Consider the following 14,386-nt stretch of genomic DNA (forward strand, 5'->3'; position numbering starts at 1 on the left):
ACGGTGGTGGTGGCGCGGCCGGGCGGTCAGTACCCGGGCACCAGCCAGCGCAGGATGTAGTAGATGCTGGAGCTCGTCGCCGCCGCCTTGACCAGGCTCGAACCCGACACGAAGTTGACCACCGAGCCGTTGGACTCGCCGGCACGGTCGCCCCAGACGTAGGTGACGGTGCCGCTGACCGGCTGGGTGGGGACTGTCGGTGCCGGCGGGGGGCCTTGCTCGCGTGGGGGCGGGTGGGACTGCTGTTACCGTGCGAGCCATGTCGATCAAGGGGCGGCTGCTCGGGTCCGCGGTGTCGCGGTGGAGCGCCGATCCGTGGGCGCTCGGATCGTGGAGCCTGATCGGGCGGCACGGCACCCCGCAGGACCGGATCACGCTGGGCACGCCGGTGGGCACGCGGCTGCGGATCGCCGGCGAGGGCACGCATCCGGTCCGGGCCGGGATGACCCACGGGGCGTACGAGCAGGGAGTCGCCGCGGCGCACTGGGCGATCGGGCTCGGCCACCGGCGGGTCGCGGTGGTCGGCGCCGGGATGGCCGGGCTCGGCGCGGCGCGGGCGCTCGCCGAGCACGGCGCCGACGTGCGGGTCCGGGAGGCGCGCGACCGGATCGGCGGGCGGACCGCCGGGGCCGAGGTGGCCGGGGGCGATTTCGACCTGGGAGCCAACTGGCTGCAGCAGTACGACGAGAACGTGTTGGCGCGGCTCGCCGAACGGCTCGGGCTCACGATGGTGGTGACCGATTTCAACGATCCGCTCGTGCTGGGCGGCGGTGCGCCGATCCCGGACGGCGTCGAGGAGGACCTGCGGACGCGGCTGGCGGCGGCGGCGCCCGGGGCCGGCATGGCCGACGCCCTCGACGAGTGGCTGCGGGACCCGGCGCCGTGGACCCGGGAGCAGATCCACCGGCTCGTCGACGCGGAGATCGTGATGGACGCCGGGGCGCCGCTGTCCTGGCTCAGCGCGCGGCACGGGTTCGAGCCGGGCGTGGGGGAGGGCGACAGGTGGATCGTCGGCGGGTACCGGCTGCTCACCGAGCACCTGGCGGCCGGCCTCGACATCCGCCTGGGTCGTCCGGTCCGGCGGATCCGCGCCGGCGCCGGTGGGGTCCGCCTGGACGGCGACGACGTCACGTACGACGCGGTGATCGTGACCGTGCCGGTGCCGGTGCTCGCCGGCGGGTCGATCGGGTTCGAGCCGCCGCTGCCGGCCGGGCACCGGGCCGCTCTGCGCCGCCTGGGCGCGGGACGGGTGGAGAAGGTGATCCTGCGGTTCGACGAGCGGTTCTGGCCCGAGCACGGGTACTACCGGGTGCACGGGCCCGCGGAGAGGTGCATCAGCGAGTGGTTGGACGCGACGGTGGCGGACGGCACGCCGACGCTGGTGGGGCTCTTCGCCGGGCCGTGGCTGGACAATGTGTGGGCCGGGTCGGACGAGGAGATCGCCGTCCGGGCCGCCGAGGTGTTCCGGTCGGCGGCCCGGACGGCTTCCTGAGGCGGTTCCGGCCGGGTGGCCGGGACGGTTTCCGGACGCGTGTCAGCGAGGCCGGAGCGCCAGCCCGCCGCGTAACTGGGCGAAGGCGCGATCCGCGGCGGCGGCCGCGGCCGGATGCACCGAGTCGGCGGACTCCCCGGCGCTGAGCCGGCGCCAGTTCTCCTTGGCCAGGACGCCCGGGCCGTCTCCCGCCTGGACGTGCTGCACACCGGCGACCTGGTGACACCTCACCGGCGTGGGTCGGCGTGGAACTTGGGGCCGGGGCCCGCGCCCTCCGGGCGCTTCCCGGCCAGCACGTCGACGATCTCCTCGAGGCTGACCGTGGCGGCGACCAGCGGACGCGGGTCGGCGCTCCGGTCCGCGTACGCGGTGATCGCCCCGGCCAGACCGGCCGACGCCCCCAGGATGCCGACCGTGGTCACGTCCTTGAGCACGATCTCGCGGGTGTCCACCAGGCTCGGCGTGCCGGCCAGGCCGATGTAGACCACCGTGCGACCCGGCTCCACCAGCTCCACCGCGAGCCCCGGCGTCGTGGCCGCGTTCGTGGCGTCCACCACCCCGTGCCACGCCAGGCCGGGTAGCGTGGCACGGGTCCACACCGGCGCGCCCGCCAGCGGCTCGTCGCCGAGCCCGAGCAGGTGCACCTCGGCGCCGAGCGCCCGGGCGAACCTCGCCGCCAGCAACCCGATCGTCCCCGTGCCCAGGATCAGCAGCCGTTCGCCCGGCGCGACGTTCGCGGCCCGGACCGCCCGCAGCGCGTTCCCGCCCGGCTCGACCAGCGCGCCGAGCGTCGCGTCCACCGGGTCGGGCAGCGCGTGCAGGTAGGCCGCGGGAAACGCCAGCCGTTCGGCGAGCGCGCCCGGCAGGCCGTCGCGGCAGCCCAGCTCGTGCCGGGCCGGGCAGACGTGGTGGCGGCCGGCGCGGCAGCGCACGCACGTCCCGCACCCGATCATCGTGTCGCCGGTGACCCGCCGGCCCACCCAGCCCGGATCCACGCCGGGGCCGGTGGTGAGCACCGTGCCCGACCACTCGTGGCCGGGCCGCAGCGGATAGGAGGCCGCGCCGGTGTGCAGGTAGCTCATCTCGCCGGTGAACAGCTCCACGTCGGTGCCGCACACCCCGACCCGCTCCACCTCGACGATCACCTGACCCGCCGCGGCCACCGGCTCGGGCACGGCCAGCACCTCGGCCCGGCCGGGACCGGTGAAGACCAGCGCACGCATCGGGGAAGCCTTTCGTTGTCAGCGGATCGGTGCTCAGCGTAAAACGAGATCATGACCAGAATCGACAGCACCGCGTTCGGCGAGCACACCTCCACCACGACGCATACCATCTCTTCCCGGTAGCGGCAGGGCCAGGAACGCGGCAGTGAACGGCCGACCGTCGCGGGCACGACCGGCGGCGCGACGAACGCCCTCGACGCCTGCCCGCGGGCGCTACGCGAGCCGGTCAGCCCGGAGCCGGCGGGCTGACCGCAGGCCCGGTCATATCCGGTCGATCGCCGATGTCGGTGGCATCCCGGCTTTTCGCCGTTTCCGTCCGGTGGAGGGTGGCCGCGGACCTAGGGTGTGGGTATGGAGTTCGGTGTCGGATATTTCCCTACCCACGACGCCGCCCGGCCCGGTGAGGTGGCCCGGCGGGTCGAGGAGCGCGGTCAGGACGCGCTCTTCTTCGCGGAGCACACGCACATCCCGGCGAGCCGGGAGAGCCAGTGGGACGGCGGGCCGGGGTTACCCCGTAAGTACTGGCACACCTACGACCTGTTCGTGGCGCTGACCGATGCGGCCGCGGCCACCTCGCGCCTGCGGGTCGGCAGCGGGGTGTGCCTGGTGGTCGAGCGGGACCCGATCATCACGGCCAAGGAGGTGGCCTCGGTCGACCACCTCTCCGGCGGGCGGCTGGAGTTGGGGGTCGGCGCCGGGTGGAACCGGGAGGAGATGGCGAACCACGGGACCGACCCGCGGACCCGGATGCGGCTGTTCGGCGAGCGGATGCGGGCCATGCAGGCGATCTGGACCTCGGAGGAGGCCTCGTTCGCCGGCGAGTTCGTGAACTTCGAGCGGATCTGGTCGTGGCCGAAGCCGGCCCAGAAGCCGTGGCCGCCGGTGCTCGTGGGCGGGTACGGGCCGACCGTCTTCGATCGGGTGCTGGCGTGGGGGGACGGGTGGTTCCCCAACTACAACGACCAGGACCTGCTGGCGCGGATCGCCGAACTGCGGGACAAAGCCACCCGGCCGCTGCAGATCCAGGTGCTCGGGGTGCCTGCCGACCCGCAGGCGCTCGAACAGCTGGAGGCGGCGGGAGTGCATCGCGCCTCGACCTGGTTGCCGTCCGGGCCGTGGAGCGTGATCGAGCAGGAGCTGGAGGAGTGGGAGCGGGCGATCGGTGAGTTCGGGCGCCGATGACGCCGGCTCAGAGATTCGCGACGGTACGGGTGGCGCGCCTGGCCACGGTCTCCCCGTCCGGTGCGCCGCACCTGGTCCCGATCGTGTTCGCGCTGGTCGGGGACGAGATCCACACCGCGGTGGACAGCAAGCCGAAGCGGCACGGCAACCTGCGGCGACTGGCGAACATCGCGCATGAGCCGAGGGTGAGCGTGCTCGCGGACTTCTACGACGACGACTGGTCGCGGTTGTGGTGGGTACGGGCCGACGGGGTGGCCACGGTCGGTGACGTCGCGTCGGCGGCGTTGATCGACAGGTACCCGCAGTATGCGGCGCAGCCGCCGCCCGGACCGTTCCTGCGCATCCAGGTGACGTCCTGGCACGGCTGGTCCGCCACCGACTCCTGATCCCCGGCCGCCCGGCTGGCGGCGGGAGGCCGGTCGCCGGCCTTGGGGGACCTCTGGCGCCAGCCTCGAGCGGCCGGCCGGGGGTGGCCGGGTCAGGGGGCGCGGTTGCGGATCAGCGGCAGGTAGACCTCGTCGACGATCTCGACCAGCGTCTCATCCGGCGCGGTCGGCGTGCCCCGGGTGACGAACTCGTTGCGGAGCAGGACCATCGCCACTGTCGCCACCCGCGGGTGCAGCGCCTCCGGCGGGGCCTCCCCGCGTGCCACCGCCCGGCCGATGATGATCAACCAGGGTGCGGCCACCGACTCGGCCGACTGGTCGGCGAGCTGGGTCAGCAGCTCCTGCGTTCCGCCGGCGGCGGCCAGCAGCTCGCGCAGGATGGCGCCGAGCGGCGAGCTCCAGTGCTGGTTGGCCCGGCGCAACATCTCCAGCGCGTCCGCGCGGAGGCTGCCGGTGTCCGGCGGCTGGACCGTGCGGGCGATCTGGCGGTACGCCGCGATACCCAGCGCCAACCGGTCCGGCCAGCGGCGGTAGATGGCGTTCTTGTTCGTGCCGGCGCGCCGGGCCACCGCGTCCATGGTGAGGCCGGCGAACCCGGTCTCGGTGAGCTGGTCGGCCGCGGCGCGCAGGATCGCCTCCTCCAGCGCCGCCCCGCGCCGCCGTGTCTGCCCCTCCGCCATGGGTACCGATCGTACCTTCCCCGAAGTCGGCCCGGAGCCACAGCCGAGGACCGCTTGCCGATCGGGAACGACGGTGATTAAGGTACTGCTTGTACCTTAAGGAGGTGGTGCCGGATGCGCGCCAACGGAATCAGCTACGACACCGGCTGGGTGGTCGGCGACCAGGTCGGCCGGCCCGGCTTCGGACCGGAGACGTGTGCGCGGGACCTCCGCGTCATCCGCGACGAGCTGCACTGCGACGCGGTCCGCGTGATGGGCGGCGACCCGGAGCGGATCGAGCTCGCCGCCACGGTCGCCGCCGACCTGGGCCTGGAGGTGTGGTTCTCGCCGTACCCTCTGGAGCTCACCGAGGAGGAGATGCTCACGCTCTTCGAGGACTGCGCCGAACGCGCCGAACGGCTCCGTGGCCGCGGCGCCGAGGTGGTTTTCGTGGCCGGCGCCGAGCTCAGCCTGATGAACCGCGGTTTCCTGCCCGGCGACGACGTGCACCAGCGGATCGCCGCCTTCCGGGAGAACCCGGCCGCGGTCGGCCCGCGGGTCAACGCGTTCCTCGCCCGGGCCGTCACCGCCGTCCGCGCGCGGTTCGGCGGCCGGGTCACCTACGCCGCGGTCCCGTTCGAGCAGGTCGACTGGACGCCCTTCGACATCCTCGCCCTCGATTTCTACCGCTCGGCCGCGATCGCCGACCAGTTCGCCGCCGCCCTGCGCCAGCTGGTCGCCCAGGGCAAACCCGTCGCGATCACCGAATTCGGCTGCGCCACCTTCCGCGGCGCCGCCGACCGCGGCGCGGAGGGCCTGGACATCGTGGAGTACGACGAGAACCGCGCCCCGGTACGCCTCACCGGCGAGTACGAACGCGACGAGCCGGGCCAGGCGGCGTACCTGCGGGAGAACCTGGCCGAGTTCGAGGCGGCCGGTGTGGACAGCGCGTTCGTCTTCACGTTCGCGCTGCACGACTACCCCGGCGACCTCGATCTGGCCAGCTACGGCATCGTGCGGGTCCTCGACGACCGCGACTGGACACCGAAGCTGGCGTTCCGCGCGGTCGCCGAGGCCTACTCAGGCCACGACCGAGCGGAGCGGGACGCCTGCCGTGCGTAGCCCGGCGATCAGATCGCGCAGGAACGGGTGCTCGTCGACGGCCAGGCCGTCCGGGTTCGGGATGGTCAGGTAGGCGGAGTCGCCCACGGTCGCGACGGTCGCGGCCCCGGTGTAACGGGCCACCACGGCCCGGGCGCGGCTCAGGTCGGCGGCAGCCACCTGGATGCGGGCCGGCCGCCACTCGCCACCGAGGGCGGCCGGCGCCGGCTGGGCCGCCGCGGCCGCCCGGGCCCGGTCCGTGCTCTCGGCGCGCGGCGCCGCCGGTGGGCCGCCCGGGTGGAGCAGTGCGTTGGCGAGCAGTTGCAGACCGCTCTCGTTGTACGCCCGGAACAGCGGGTTGAAGGCGAACAGCACCGCCCGCCCGGCCCCGGCCGGCTCGTCCACCAGCGCCGGCGTGCCCTTGAGGACGTCCTCGTGGACGGTGTACCCGTTGTGCCAGAAAGAGTCGCCGGCCGGGTAGGTGAGGACGTTCACGCCTGTGGTGCTCGGGGTCAGGATCGGGTCGCCGTTGTTGAACTCGAAGTCCTCGGCCGGCCGCCCCGCCGCGACGGGGCTGCTGTGGTCCACGTCCACCCGCAGGTGCGAGCCGATCACCAGGTAGTCGTCCGGCCTGGTCTTCTCGGTGGTCGAGGTCAGGCCGGCGGCTCGGGCCAGGCGGGTGCCCTCGTTGCGCAGCCCCACGTAGGTGTGCCCGCGCGCGACCCAGTTCCGCAGGTTGGCCCGGCCGGCGGCGGTGAGCCCGCCGGTCGGGTCGCCGCCGTCCGGCACGAGCAGCACCGTGCGCCCGGTGAAGGCGGGCGTGTTGTCGTTGATGTCGGCGGTGGTCACCGGTGTGAGGTCGAGGCCCCAGCGCTGCCCGAGCACGTACCGGGCCTCGCCGTGGGAGCCTGCGGTGGTGGAGATCCCGGCGCCCTGGAACAGCCCGACGTCGGGGCGCCGCATCGCCGTACCGCGGGCGGGTCTGCTCGACGGGGCGAGCGTGACGCCGAGCGATCGCGCAAGCCGGTCGACGGCCGGGGTGACGGCGGCGGCCGGGACCCGCACCAGGCCCGCGTCGCGGACCGCTGCGGCCCCCCGGCCGAGCAGCTGGAAGGTCAGCTGGGCGGCGGAGGCGGAGTCCGCGGTCCAGGTGTACGAGCCGGTGCGCGGGGCGATGCCGGCGCGGCCGCCCGCGATCCGGCGGACCGGGGTGGCCCGGGGCCGTACCTCGTCCCCGGTGTAGATCGTGTCGACGCCCATCAGTAGCGGATTGCTCCACGACGACACGTCGTAGAAGTAGGGGAACGGGACGTACGGATCCTCGCCCATGATCGCCTGGATCCAGTGCTTCTGCGGCTGGTCCATCGGGATCCAGTAGGCGCCGGACGGCACCGTGACGTTCCTGCCGGTGCGGCCGCCGAAGATCCGGGCGTGGCGGACGGTGACCGGTTTCGTCACCTCGTACACCTCGACGTCCATCCGCCGCAGGCGCTCGACCAGCCGGCGCACGTCGGCGAGCTGGCGCCCGGGCAGCAGGAAGTAGGACCTGATCCGGAGATCCGGGACCGGGAACTGGACCTGGTTGGCCGGCTGGACGACCTCGTTGGGCTCCAGCCGGCCGGCCCGGCCCTCGGCGAGCGCGTCCGTCCAGATCTGGTAGTAGCCGGCCAGCACCTCGCGTTTGTTGGCGGCCGCCCAGCCCAGCGTCGCCCACTGGGTGGTGAACTGCTGCTGCACACGGTCCTGGACGGCCGACGCGCTGCCCTTCTCGTAGGTCATGCCGGCGGCGCCGAACCCGGTGGCCGGGACCGTGTCGCCGTATCCCATGTAGAACATGTCGTACACGTCGTAGTTGAAGTAGCACTCGGCGGTGACCGTCTCGGTGCAGGCGCCGTGGTAGCCGAACGCGGCCTTGTTGGCCGCGCCGATCCGGTTGATCCAGTCGACCGGCTCGCCGGCGATCTCGTGGTGGATCGGGTCGGCGTTGGGCGGGAAGAAGTACCGCTGCCCGCCCATCTCGTGGGCGTCGACGAAGACCTGCGGCGGGAGGCGCCGGAGCAGTTCGAGCTTGCTGTCGGTCTCCGGCTGGGTGCGCGCGAACCAGTCCCGGTTGAGGTCGAAGCCGAACTCGTTCTGCCGCCGGCCGGCCTCCCGGCCGTCCGGGTTCTGGGTCGGCAGGATCACCGTGATCAGGTTGTCGGTGCGTGCCCGCACCTCGCAGGAGAGGCCGGCGGCCAGCTCGTACAGCGTCTTGAGGGACGCGTCGGCGCCGCTGGTCTCGCCGCCGTGCACGTTCCCGACGATCCACACGATGGCCGGTTTCCCGGCGGCGGTGCGGCGCGCCTGGTTCGCCCGGGTCCGGCGGGGGTCCCGCAGGTCGCGGATCTCGCCGGCGATCTCCTCCAGCTCCTTGCGGCCGGCCTGCCGCTCGCTGGTCACCACGGCGTAGCGCAACGGCCGGCCGAGCACGCTGGAGCCCATCGTGCCGGTGGTCACCCGGTCGGACGCGCGGTCCACCGCGTCCAGGTAGTCGCGGATCTCGGTGTTGGTGACCACCCGCTGCTGGCCGGTGCCGAGCGGGAATCCCAGGAAGGTCTCCGGGCTCGGCACCGTGCTCAGGTGCACGGACGCGGCGGTGCCGCAGGCCGGCCGCTGGGGGGTGGCCCCGGCCGCGTCGCTGATCAGCGCCGGGGTCAGGGCCGCTGTCAGGATGACCGCCAGCACCTTGTGGGGTGGGGTTTCGGCAAACCGCATCGTGTCCTCGTCCCTTCCCGGGATCGACTCGAAACGATCAGAAGCCTAGGGGGTCGCATTTGCGGCGGTCAATGCATCAGGAGTCGAAGGAGAACCCCAGGAGATTGGCCGTCCGCAGGATCAGGCCGTCGCGGCCGCCGTTGCGGTCGGCTCGGGCGATCGCCCGGCGGATCACCTGAACCGCGGGGTAGGCGAGGGGTTCCGGTGGGAGGGGCAGTGGCCGCTTGGTCGCCATCCGCAGACGGGTACGCGGGGTGGCCGCTCCCGACAGCAGATCCAGCATCACGGCGCCGGCGAACCGTGTCGCGGCCACGCCGAGACCGGTGAAACCGCTGCTGTAGGCCACCTTACCGCCCATCGCCAGGCCCTGGAACGCGGTCAGCTGAGTGGACATGTCGATCATGCCGCCCCAGGCGTGGGTGAACCGGATGTCGCCGAGCTGCGGGAACGTGCGCAGGAAGTGGTCGGCCAGCCGGGCGAAGGTCTCCGGGCGCTGGTCGAACTCCGGCCGGACGCCACCGCCGCGGTGGTAGACCGCGTCGTAACCGCCCCACAGGATCCGGTTGTCGGCGGTCTTGCGGTAGTAGTGGAACTGCCGGGAGCAGTCGCCGATCCCGAACCGCCCGTGCCAGCCGATCTCGTCCAGCTGCGCGCCGGTCAGCGGCTCGGTCATCAGGACGTAGTCGTAGATCGGCAGCGTCAGCATCCGGTTGCGGCGCAGCAGCGACGGGAAGCCGTTGGTGGCCAGCGCCACCTCGCGGGCCCGGATCAGGCCCATCCGGGTGGTGGCCCGCACGGTGTGCCCGTGCTCGGTGAGCCGGGTCACCGGGGTGTGCTCGTAGATCCGCACGCCCAGGTCCAGGCAGGCCCGGCGCAGGCCCCAGGCCAGTTTCGCGGGGTGCACCAGCGCGGAGCCGGTCGCGCGGAACGACCCGGCCCGCAAGAGCGGCGAGCGGATCAGCTCGGTCAGCTGCTCCCGGTCGTAGAAGCGGCCCGGCTCGGCGCGCAGCTCCGCGATCTGGTGGCGCTCGGTGGCGACATCGAGCGTGCCGGCCTCCTCCCACTGCGCGTCGATGCCGTGCCGGGTCAGCGAGTCCCGGAACCCGGCGAAGTTCTGCTCCCCGAGCGCGGTGAGAACGGCCAGGTCACCGGCGAAGTGGCGCTGCCCGTTCCGGGCGCCGTGGGTCAGGCTCTCCTCGACGAAGCCGCCGTTGCGGCCGCTCGCCGCCCAGCCGATCTCCTCGCCTTCGACGAGCACGACGTCGCGGCCCGGGTCGTTCTCCTTCGCCTGCAACGCGGTCCACAACCCACAGTAACCGCCCCCGACGATCAGCAGGTCGGTCTGGATGCTGCCGATCAGCGCCGGGCGAGGGACGGGCCGTCCGGAGTCCTCGAGCCAGAACGGGGTCTGGGCCGCGTCGGCGAGGGCCGCGCGGATGCGCTTCTCGTCGGTCCGGATGTCGAGGTCGTAGGCCGGTGTGTCCGCCCGCATGCTGATCCTCCCTGGTCAGGGCCCCAGCAAACGTCATGCGCTACGCTTAGGTCAATGCGTTGACATAAGGAGTTGCGCGATGGCGACGACCCGGGCCGGGTCCGGCCGCGTCCGGCGGCGGCCGACACGCAGCGGCGTGATCCTCGAACCTGAGATGATCATCGATGCCGCGCTGCGGTTGATCGAGGCGCCCGGCGGCAACGCGCTCACTGTGCGTCGCCTCGGCGTCGAGCTCGGCGCCGACCCCTCGGCGATCTACCGTTACTTCCGCGACCTGGACGCGCTGCTGATCGCGATCGCCGACCGGCTGATCGGCGAGACGCTCGCCGGCTTCGTGCCCGGACCCGACTGGGCCGACTCGCTGCGCGACATGGCCCGGCGGGTGCACGACTCGATGCTGCGGCACCCGCGGCTCGCGCAGCTGCGCGCCATCCGGTTCACCGCCGGACCCAACGAGCTGCGGGTCGACGACATCGGCATCGGGCTGCTGCTCAGCGCCGGGTTCTCGGCGCCGGACGCGGTCCGGCACTTCGGCGACTTCATCGACGCGGTGCTCGCGCTGGCCGCGATGGACGCCGCCGAGCTGGCGCCGGGGCAGGAGGAGGCGGACAAACGCGCGCTGGCCAAGGTGTACGCCACGTTCCCGGACGAGGACTATCCGCACCTCGCCGCGGTCCGGCCGCATCTGCGGCAGATCACCGCGTCCCCGTTCCCCGGCGTCCTCGACAAACTGATCGCCGCGTTGTCGGAAGCCGTCCCCCGGTCTTCACATTGACCGGTGGCCAAGGGGTCGCGGGTTCAAATCCTGTCAGCCCGACCAGTGAAAAGCCCTGACCAGCATTGTTGCTGTCAGGGCTTTTGCTTTTGCCCGTTCGGTTTTGAACCGTCCCCCGAAAACCCCTGCTTTACCGGACCAGGCGGGCAGGTTCGTCATCGGTGATCAGTGGGCAGCGTTCCCCGCCGCCGAAGCCTGTTGCTGACAGCCGCCGCGGGTGGAAAGCATCTGATCCTTAGTCGTCCTCCGGTGAGCACTTCACCGATGCGGGCGCGCAGATTGACAAGTGGCTTGGAATGACGAAGCGTCTCGTCTTCCCTTGGTACTGGTAGACGACTTCAACACCGCTTCTGCTCGTCTTGCCATTGCCGACGACATCGTACCCGATCTGGAATTCGACTGAAAAATCGTCGCCGCGTTCGGAGTTCTGAACCAGCAGGCCACGAGGGTCGATACCACCAGAATTATCATGGTCCGCCGGCGGGAACTCTTTATCTTGCTGAAACCATCCCACCTCATGACCTGCGGGGAGCATATCTGGCACAACCCTGGCCAGCACTCCGACGACCCGAAGGGTTGTATCGTTGTCCATTATCGGCGTAACCGAGATAATCTTAATAGGCTCCGCATTATTGGGCGAAATCCTCAGATGGATAAGCCCGTCGGTGAATCGCGTACCTATCGATTTCGATCCCGACCAGCCATACGGCTGCATTATCGCCGTTTCCAACTCGTCACCGGCTGGGGCGGGCTGAGTCTTCTGACGGTTCCACGTCGTAATGACAATCGTCCCAGCAACGGCGACAGTCGCCACGAGGATCACTACCAGCGCACGCCTGTGTTTCGGTGCCAACTTTCGCTCCGTATGTATTTCTGGCCCGATGCGGTAGGCGAGTCACGGTCAGTGTGGTCGCCGCAATTATAGTGAACTAACTGTTCTTATGGTTTGCAACAGCGCCGTTGACTGCAAAAACGATCCCCTGCAGTCAACGGCGCGTCCGACTATCCTAGTATACTTCCATTACCTTCTCGGTGAGAGTCGGGTCGTTGTTCTGCCCGCAGAGCTTAGCGCCACTGGCGGTCGCGGTATAGATCTTCTTATAAGAGCTGCTGTTCTTTTGCTGGGCCTCGGCTGTGGCTTTTGACCCGATCCCGTCCCAGTCCCCACCGAAGGCAGCCTTAAGGCTGAGCTCCGTCGTCGCCGTTCTACTTACCCACAGCTCATCACTCAAGCCGCCCTTGAAATTTGCATTGGTGCACTTGTAGGATCCACTGTAGGTTGATTTCCGCGTGAAACCCTTGAACGCGTATGGGCGAATTTCACGAACGCCGGACCAGCGCCACTTGGTGGCATCTCCAGAGACTTGGCAGAACAAAGTGTAGTTCGGCCCTTGGTCTGCACCCGCTGAACAGGCACCCACTGCCGAATGGGATTGAATTCGCGTTGCCACTTGTAGTTTGACCACGGCACGTTGCCCATGGCGCGCTTGCATTCAGTGGCCGGATTCACGCTTGACGCGGACATGTTCCCGGAATCACTCTGGTTCTTTGTGGCGGCCAGATCGAGGTTGTCCAGGGTTTGCGCTTCTTCGGAGGGGTCAGGGCTGCCGTCACCCGCCACGGACATCTGCCGAACCGTCACCTGGGCTGCGGCTTCGCTAGAGCTGGGCTCCGGCTCCGGCTCCGGCTCCACGGCTCCAGGCTCAGAGTCGGACGTCTTGCGCAGCGCGATGGCCGACGTGGCCTGTGTTTGTGTGCCGGTGGGCAGCTTGACCAGCTGTCGCTGCACAAGGTCCGCCGACCCGAAGCCGGTGATGAGCAGCGTTACGTTTCCGTCTTCGTCGATGTATTTGTTGATGTCCTTGAGCGCCGGGACTTTCACGGAGTAATGACCGTCGGCGTCGGTGCGAGCGCCTGCGAGCTGTAGCCCCACAGCGGCATCTGGATCGGTTTCCGAGGCGATGAGCATGGCCGGGCTGGGGTCCAGGCTTACCGTGATATCGAGGTTTGGAATTGGGTTTCCGGCCTTGTCTCTCAAGGTACCCGAGACAGGGAAGGAGTTGCTGGTTCGTTTGGGGTCGAGATTTTCCGTGAATCGAGAGTCGTTAGCAGGAGCTCCCGCGAACGAGTTCGGGTTGTACGTAACGTACATGAACGGCTTGTAGTTGACGTTGTCGCCGGACAGGATGCGCTTGAAGTAGCTGACATCGGTCTCGGACGGTGCCTTGAGCGCCATGCCAATCTGGCCCGACGTGGTGTTCGCCCAACCCTGCACCAACTGGTCGAGGTCATGCGGGTTCGTCGCGATATAGCCGGCGGCGCAGCTGGCCTGCCCCTTCGATCCGTTGGTCGCTCCGGACGCCGTCGCGGCGATCGACGGCTGTCCCGTGGTGCCGCTGCCGCTGCCGCTGTATGCCCAACGCGTCGCTACCGACGCCAGGCCGGCCGAGTAGACATTGATCGCACGGTTCCCACATGTGGCCGAGTACGAGTTCCACAGACCCAGGTGCGCCTCTTCGATCCGTGAGCCACGAATCGGCGCGGGATCCCAGTTGAGGAAAGCACGCGCCGGATTCCCGCTCGTGTCCACACCAACCGCGAGATCCGAACTCGCGGAGAAGTCGGTGGTCGTGTTCTGCTTCACGTAGGTGTCGAACGTGCCCTTGAAGTTCACGTCCGGGTCGATCGTGACCGGGTACTGCGTGGCCGGATCGGTCAGAAACGCCATGTCGGGCGTGAGCGTGACATCCACGCCGTAATCGCGCGGCGTGAGCGTATAAGCCACTCCCGCCGTGCGGGACGGCAGCTGGGACACCGCATCGAGCTCGGAGCCCCACATGGACGGAGCCGCCATGACGCCGACAACCTTGCCAGCCGTGTCGATGAACTCCGTGCTGTTACCGGCCGCGGTCCGCGCCGTCAACCCGGCGAATCGCATCGGCACGGTAATAGAGACCGGCTTGCTCGGCCGCCGCTTGAGCACCGTGTGCTGCCGGAACCCGGTCGCAGTCAAATCGTCCGATCCGAACAGTCACCCGACGCGACGCGTTCATAGCCGGATCCATGGATCAGAGCGGCGATGACGTGCTCGAACACACCCGGTCCGGGATCCGTCGACGGTGGCAGCCCAGCGGGTGGGCCGGATCGAACTCGGGTTGTTCAGGCCACAGCGCGGCGAACTGGACCCAGACGGGTTCGAACAACGAAGATGGCAGCGCAGGCACGGGACTCCATTGGTTGCAGAGCGTAGAGAACTTTGATGATCAATGGACCCGTGCCTGTTTGCTGCCCGCAGGCACCCGCATGTCCGGATCTTGGACCT

General features: G+C 70.1%; 12 protein-coding genes and 1 pseudogene. 5 read left to right on the top strand and 8 right to left on the bottom strand.

Features of this window, described 5'->3' with window-relative positions; translation table 11 throughout:
• Nucleotides 1-259 precede the first annotated feature (259 nt).
• Nucleotides 260-1,492 carry a flavin monoamine oxidase family protein gene (locus tag Asi03nite_RS32520; protein WP_203684344.1) on the top strand — a complete coding sequence of 411 codons (1,233 nt, stop codon included), beginning with the start codon at nucleotides 260-262 and terminating at the stop codon, nucleotides 1,490-1,492.
• Nucleotides 1,493-1,534: 42 nt separating this feature from the next.
• Here Asi03nite_RS32520 and Asi03nite_RS32525 read toward each other — a convergent pair whose 3' ends face one another.
• Together Asi03nite_RS32525 and Asi03nite_RS32530 are read right to left on the bottom strand one after the other, a co-directional pair.
• Nucleotides 1,535-1,699, bottom strand: coding sequence for a hypothetical protein (locus Asi03nite_RS32525; RefSeq protein ID WP_203684345.1), 165 nt, complete (start codon nucleotides 1,697-1,699; stop codon nucleotides 1,535-1,537).
• Between the two features lie 20 nt (nucleotides 1,700-1,719).
• Entirely contained in the window at nucleotides 1,720-2,715 is a 996-nt protein-coding gene (locus Asi03nite_RS32530; protein ID WP_203684346.1) for a zinc-dependent alcohol dehydrogenase, read from the bottom strand.
• A gap of 351 nt (nucleotides 2,716-3,066) precedes the next feature.
• Here Asi03nite_RS32530 and Asi03nite_RS32535 point away from each other — a divergent pair, with 351 nt between their 5' ends.
• On the top strand, nucleotides 3,067-3,897 hold the full coding sequence (locus tag Asi03nite_RS32535; RefSeq protein WP_203684347.1) for an LLM class F420-dependent oxidoreductase: 831 nt from the start codon (nucleotides 3,067-3,069) through the stop codon (nucleotides 3,895-3,897).
• A complete protein-coding gene (locus tag Asi03nite_RS32540; protein ID WP_203684348.1) occupies nucleotides 3,894-4,283 on the top strand; it encodes a TIGR03668 family PPOX class F420-dependent oxidoreductase in 390 nt (129 codons plus the stop codon). The genes Asi03nite_RS32535 and Asi03nite_RS32540 overlap by 4 nt, the downstream gene beginning before the upstream one ends.
• Before the next feature lie 92 nt (nucleotides 4,284-4,375).
• Here the strand turns inward: Asi03nite_RS32540 and Asi03nite_RS32545 are convergent, their stop codons facing one another.
• Nucleotides 4,376-4,963: a TetR/AcrR family transcriptional regulator gene (locus tag Asi03nite_RS32545; RefSeq protein WP_203684349.1), complete on the bottom strand. Its 588-nt coding sequence runs from the start codon at nucleotides 4,961-4,963 to the stop codon at nucleotides 4,376-4,378.
• A 114-nt stretch (nucleotides 4,964-5,077) separates the two neighbouring features.
• Here Asi03nite_RS32545 and Asi03nite_RS32550 point away from each other — a divergent pair, with 114 nt between their 5' ends.
• Entirely contained in the window at nucleotides 5,078-6,064 is a 987-nt protein-coding gene (locus Asi03nite_RS32550) for a glycoside hydrolase family 113 protein (protein WP_203684350.1), read from the top strand.
• Here the strand turns inward: Asi03nite_RS32550 and Asi03nite_RS32555 are convergent.
• Together Asi03nite_RS32555 and Asi03nite_RS32560 are read right to left on the bottom strand one after the other, a co-directional pair.
• Nucleotides 6,023-8,797, bottom strand: a complete 2,775-nt coding sequence (locus Asi03nite_RS32555; RefSeq protein ID WP_203684351.1) for a M14 family zinc carboxypeptidase — start codon at nucleotides 8,795-8,797, stop codon at nucleotides 6,023-6,025. The genes Asi03nite_RS32550 and Asi03nite_RS32555 overlap by 42 nt on opposite strands.
• A gap of 76 nt (nucleotides 8,798-8,873) precedes the next feature.
• Nucleotides 8,874-10,289, bottom strand: a complete 1,416-nt coding sequence (locus Asi03nite_RS32560; RefSeq protein WP_203684352.1) for an NAD(P)/FAD-dependent oxidoreductase — start codon at nucleotides 10,287-10,289, stop codon at nucleotides 8,874-8,876.
• 79 nt (nucleotides 10,290-10,368) lie between these two features.
• Here Asi03nite_RS32560 and Asi03nite_RS32565 point away from each other — a divergent pair, with 79 nt between their 5' ends.
• Complete coding sequence (locus tag Asi03nite_RS32565) at nucleotides 10,369-11,064, top strand: TetR/AcrR family transcriptional regulator (RefSeq protein ID WP_203684353.1); 696 nt, start codon at nucleotides 10,369-10,371, stop codon at nucleotides 11,062-11,064.
• Between the two features lie 235 nt (nucleotides 11,065-11,299).
• Here the strand turns inward: Asi03nite_RS32565 and Asi03nite_RS32570 are convergent, their stop codons facing one another.
• The 3 genes and pseudogenes from Asi03nite_RS32570 to Asi03nite_RS32580 form a co-directional block, all read right to left on the bottom strand.
• Entirely contained in the window at nucleotides 11,300-11,917 is a 618-nt protein-coding gene (locus Asi03nite_RS32570) for a hypothetical protein (RefSeq protein WP_203684354.1), read from the bottom strand.
• 375 nt (nucleotides 11,918-12,292) lie between these two features.
• A complete protein-coding gene (locus Asi03nite_RS32575) occupies nucleotides 12,293-14,047 on the bottom strand; it encodes a DNRLRE domain-containing protein (RefSeq protein ID WP_203684355.1) in 1,755 nt (584 codons plus the stop codon).
• 29 nt (nucleotides 14,048-14,076) lie between these two features.
• Nucleotides 14,077-14,288, bottom strand: a pseudogene (locus Asi03nite_RS32580) (IS5/IS1182 family transposase); the annotation flags it as partial.
• Nucleotides 14,289-14,386 lie beyond the last annotated feature (98 nt).

Source organism: Actinoplanes siamensis (assembly GCF_016862395.1).
Lineage (GTDB): Bacteria > Actinomycetota > Actinomycetes > Mycobacteriales > Micromonosporaceae > Actinoplanes > Actinoplanes siamensis.

Coding starts and splice junctions, on each gene's coding strand:
- Asi03nite_RS32530 (WP_203684346.1), bottom strand. CDS start 2,715: ATGCGTGCGCTGGTCTTCACCGGTCCCGGCCGGGCCGAGGTGCTGGCC.
- Asi03nite_RS32550 (WP_203684350.1), top strand. CDS start 5,078: ATGCGCGCCAACGGAATCAGCTACGACACCGGCTGGGTGGTCGGCGAC.
- Asi03nite_RS32560 (WP_203684352.1), bottom strand. CDS start 10,289: ATGCGGGCGGACACACCGGCCTACGACCTCGACATCCGGACCGACGAG.
- Asi03nite_RS32555 (WP_203684351.1), bottom strand. CDS start 8,797: ATGCGGTTTGCCGAAACCCCACCCCACAAGGTGCTGGCGGTCATCCTG.
- Asi03nite_RS32535 (WP_203684347.1), top strand. CDS start 3,067: ATGGAGTTCGGTGTCGGATATTTCCCTACCCACGACGCCGCCCGGCCC.
- Asi03nite_RS32545 (WP_203684349.1), bottom strand. CDS start 4,963: ATGGCGGAGGGGCAGACACGGCGGCGCGGGGCGGCGCTGGAGGAGGCG.
- Asi03nite_RS32520 (WP_203684344.1), top strand. CDS start 260: ATGTCGATCAAGGGGCGGCTGCTCGGGTCCGCGGTGTCGCGGTGGAGC.
- Asi03nite_RS32565 (WP_203684353.1), top strand. CDS start 10,369: ATGGCGACGACCCGGGCCGGGTCCGGCCGCGTCCGGCGGCGGCCGACA.
- Asi03nite_RS32540 (WP_203684348.1), top strand. CDS start 3,894: ATGACGCCGGCTCAGAGATTCGCGACGGTACGGGTGGCGCGCCTGGCC.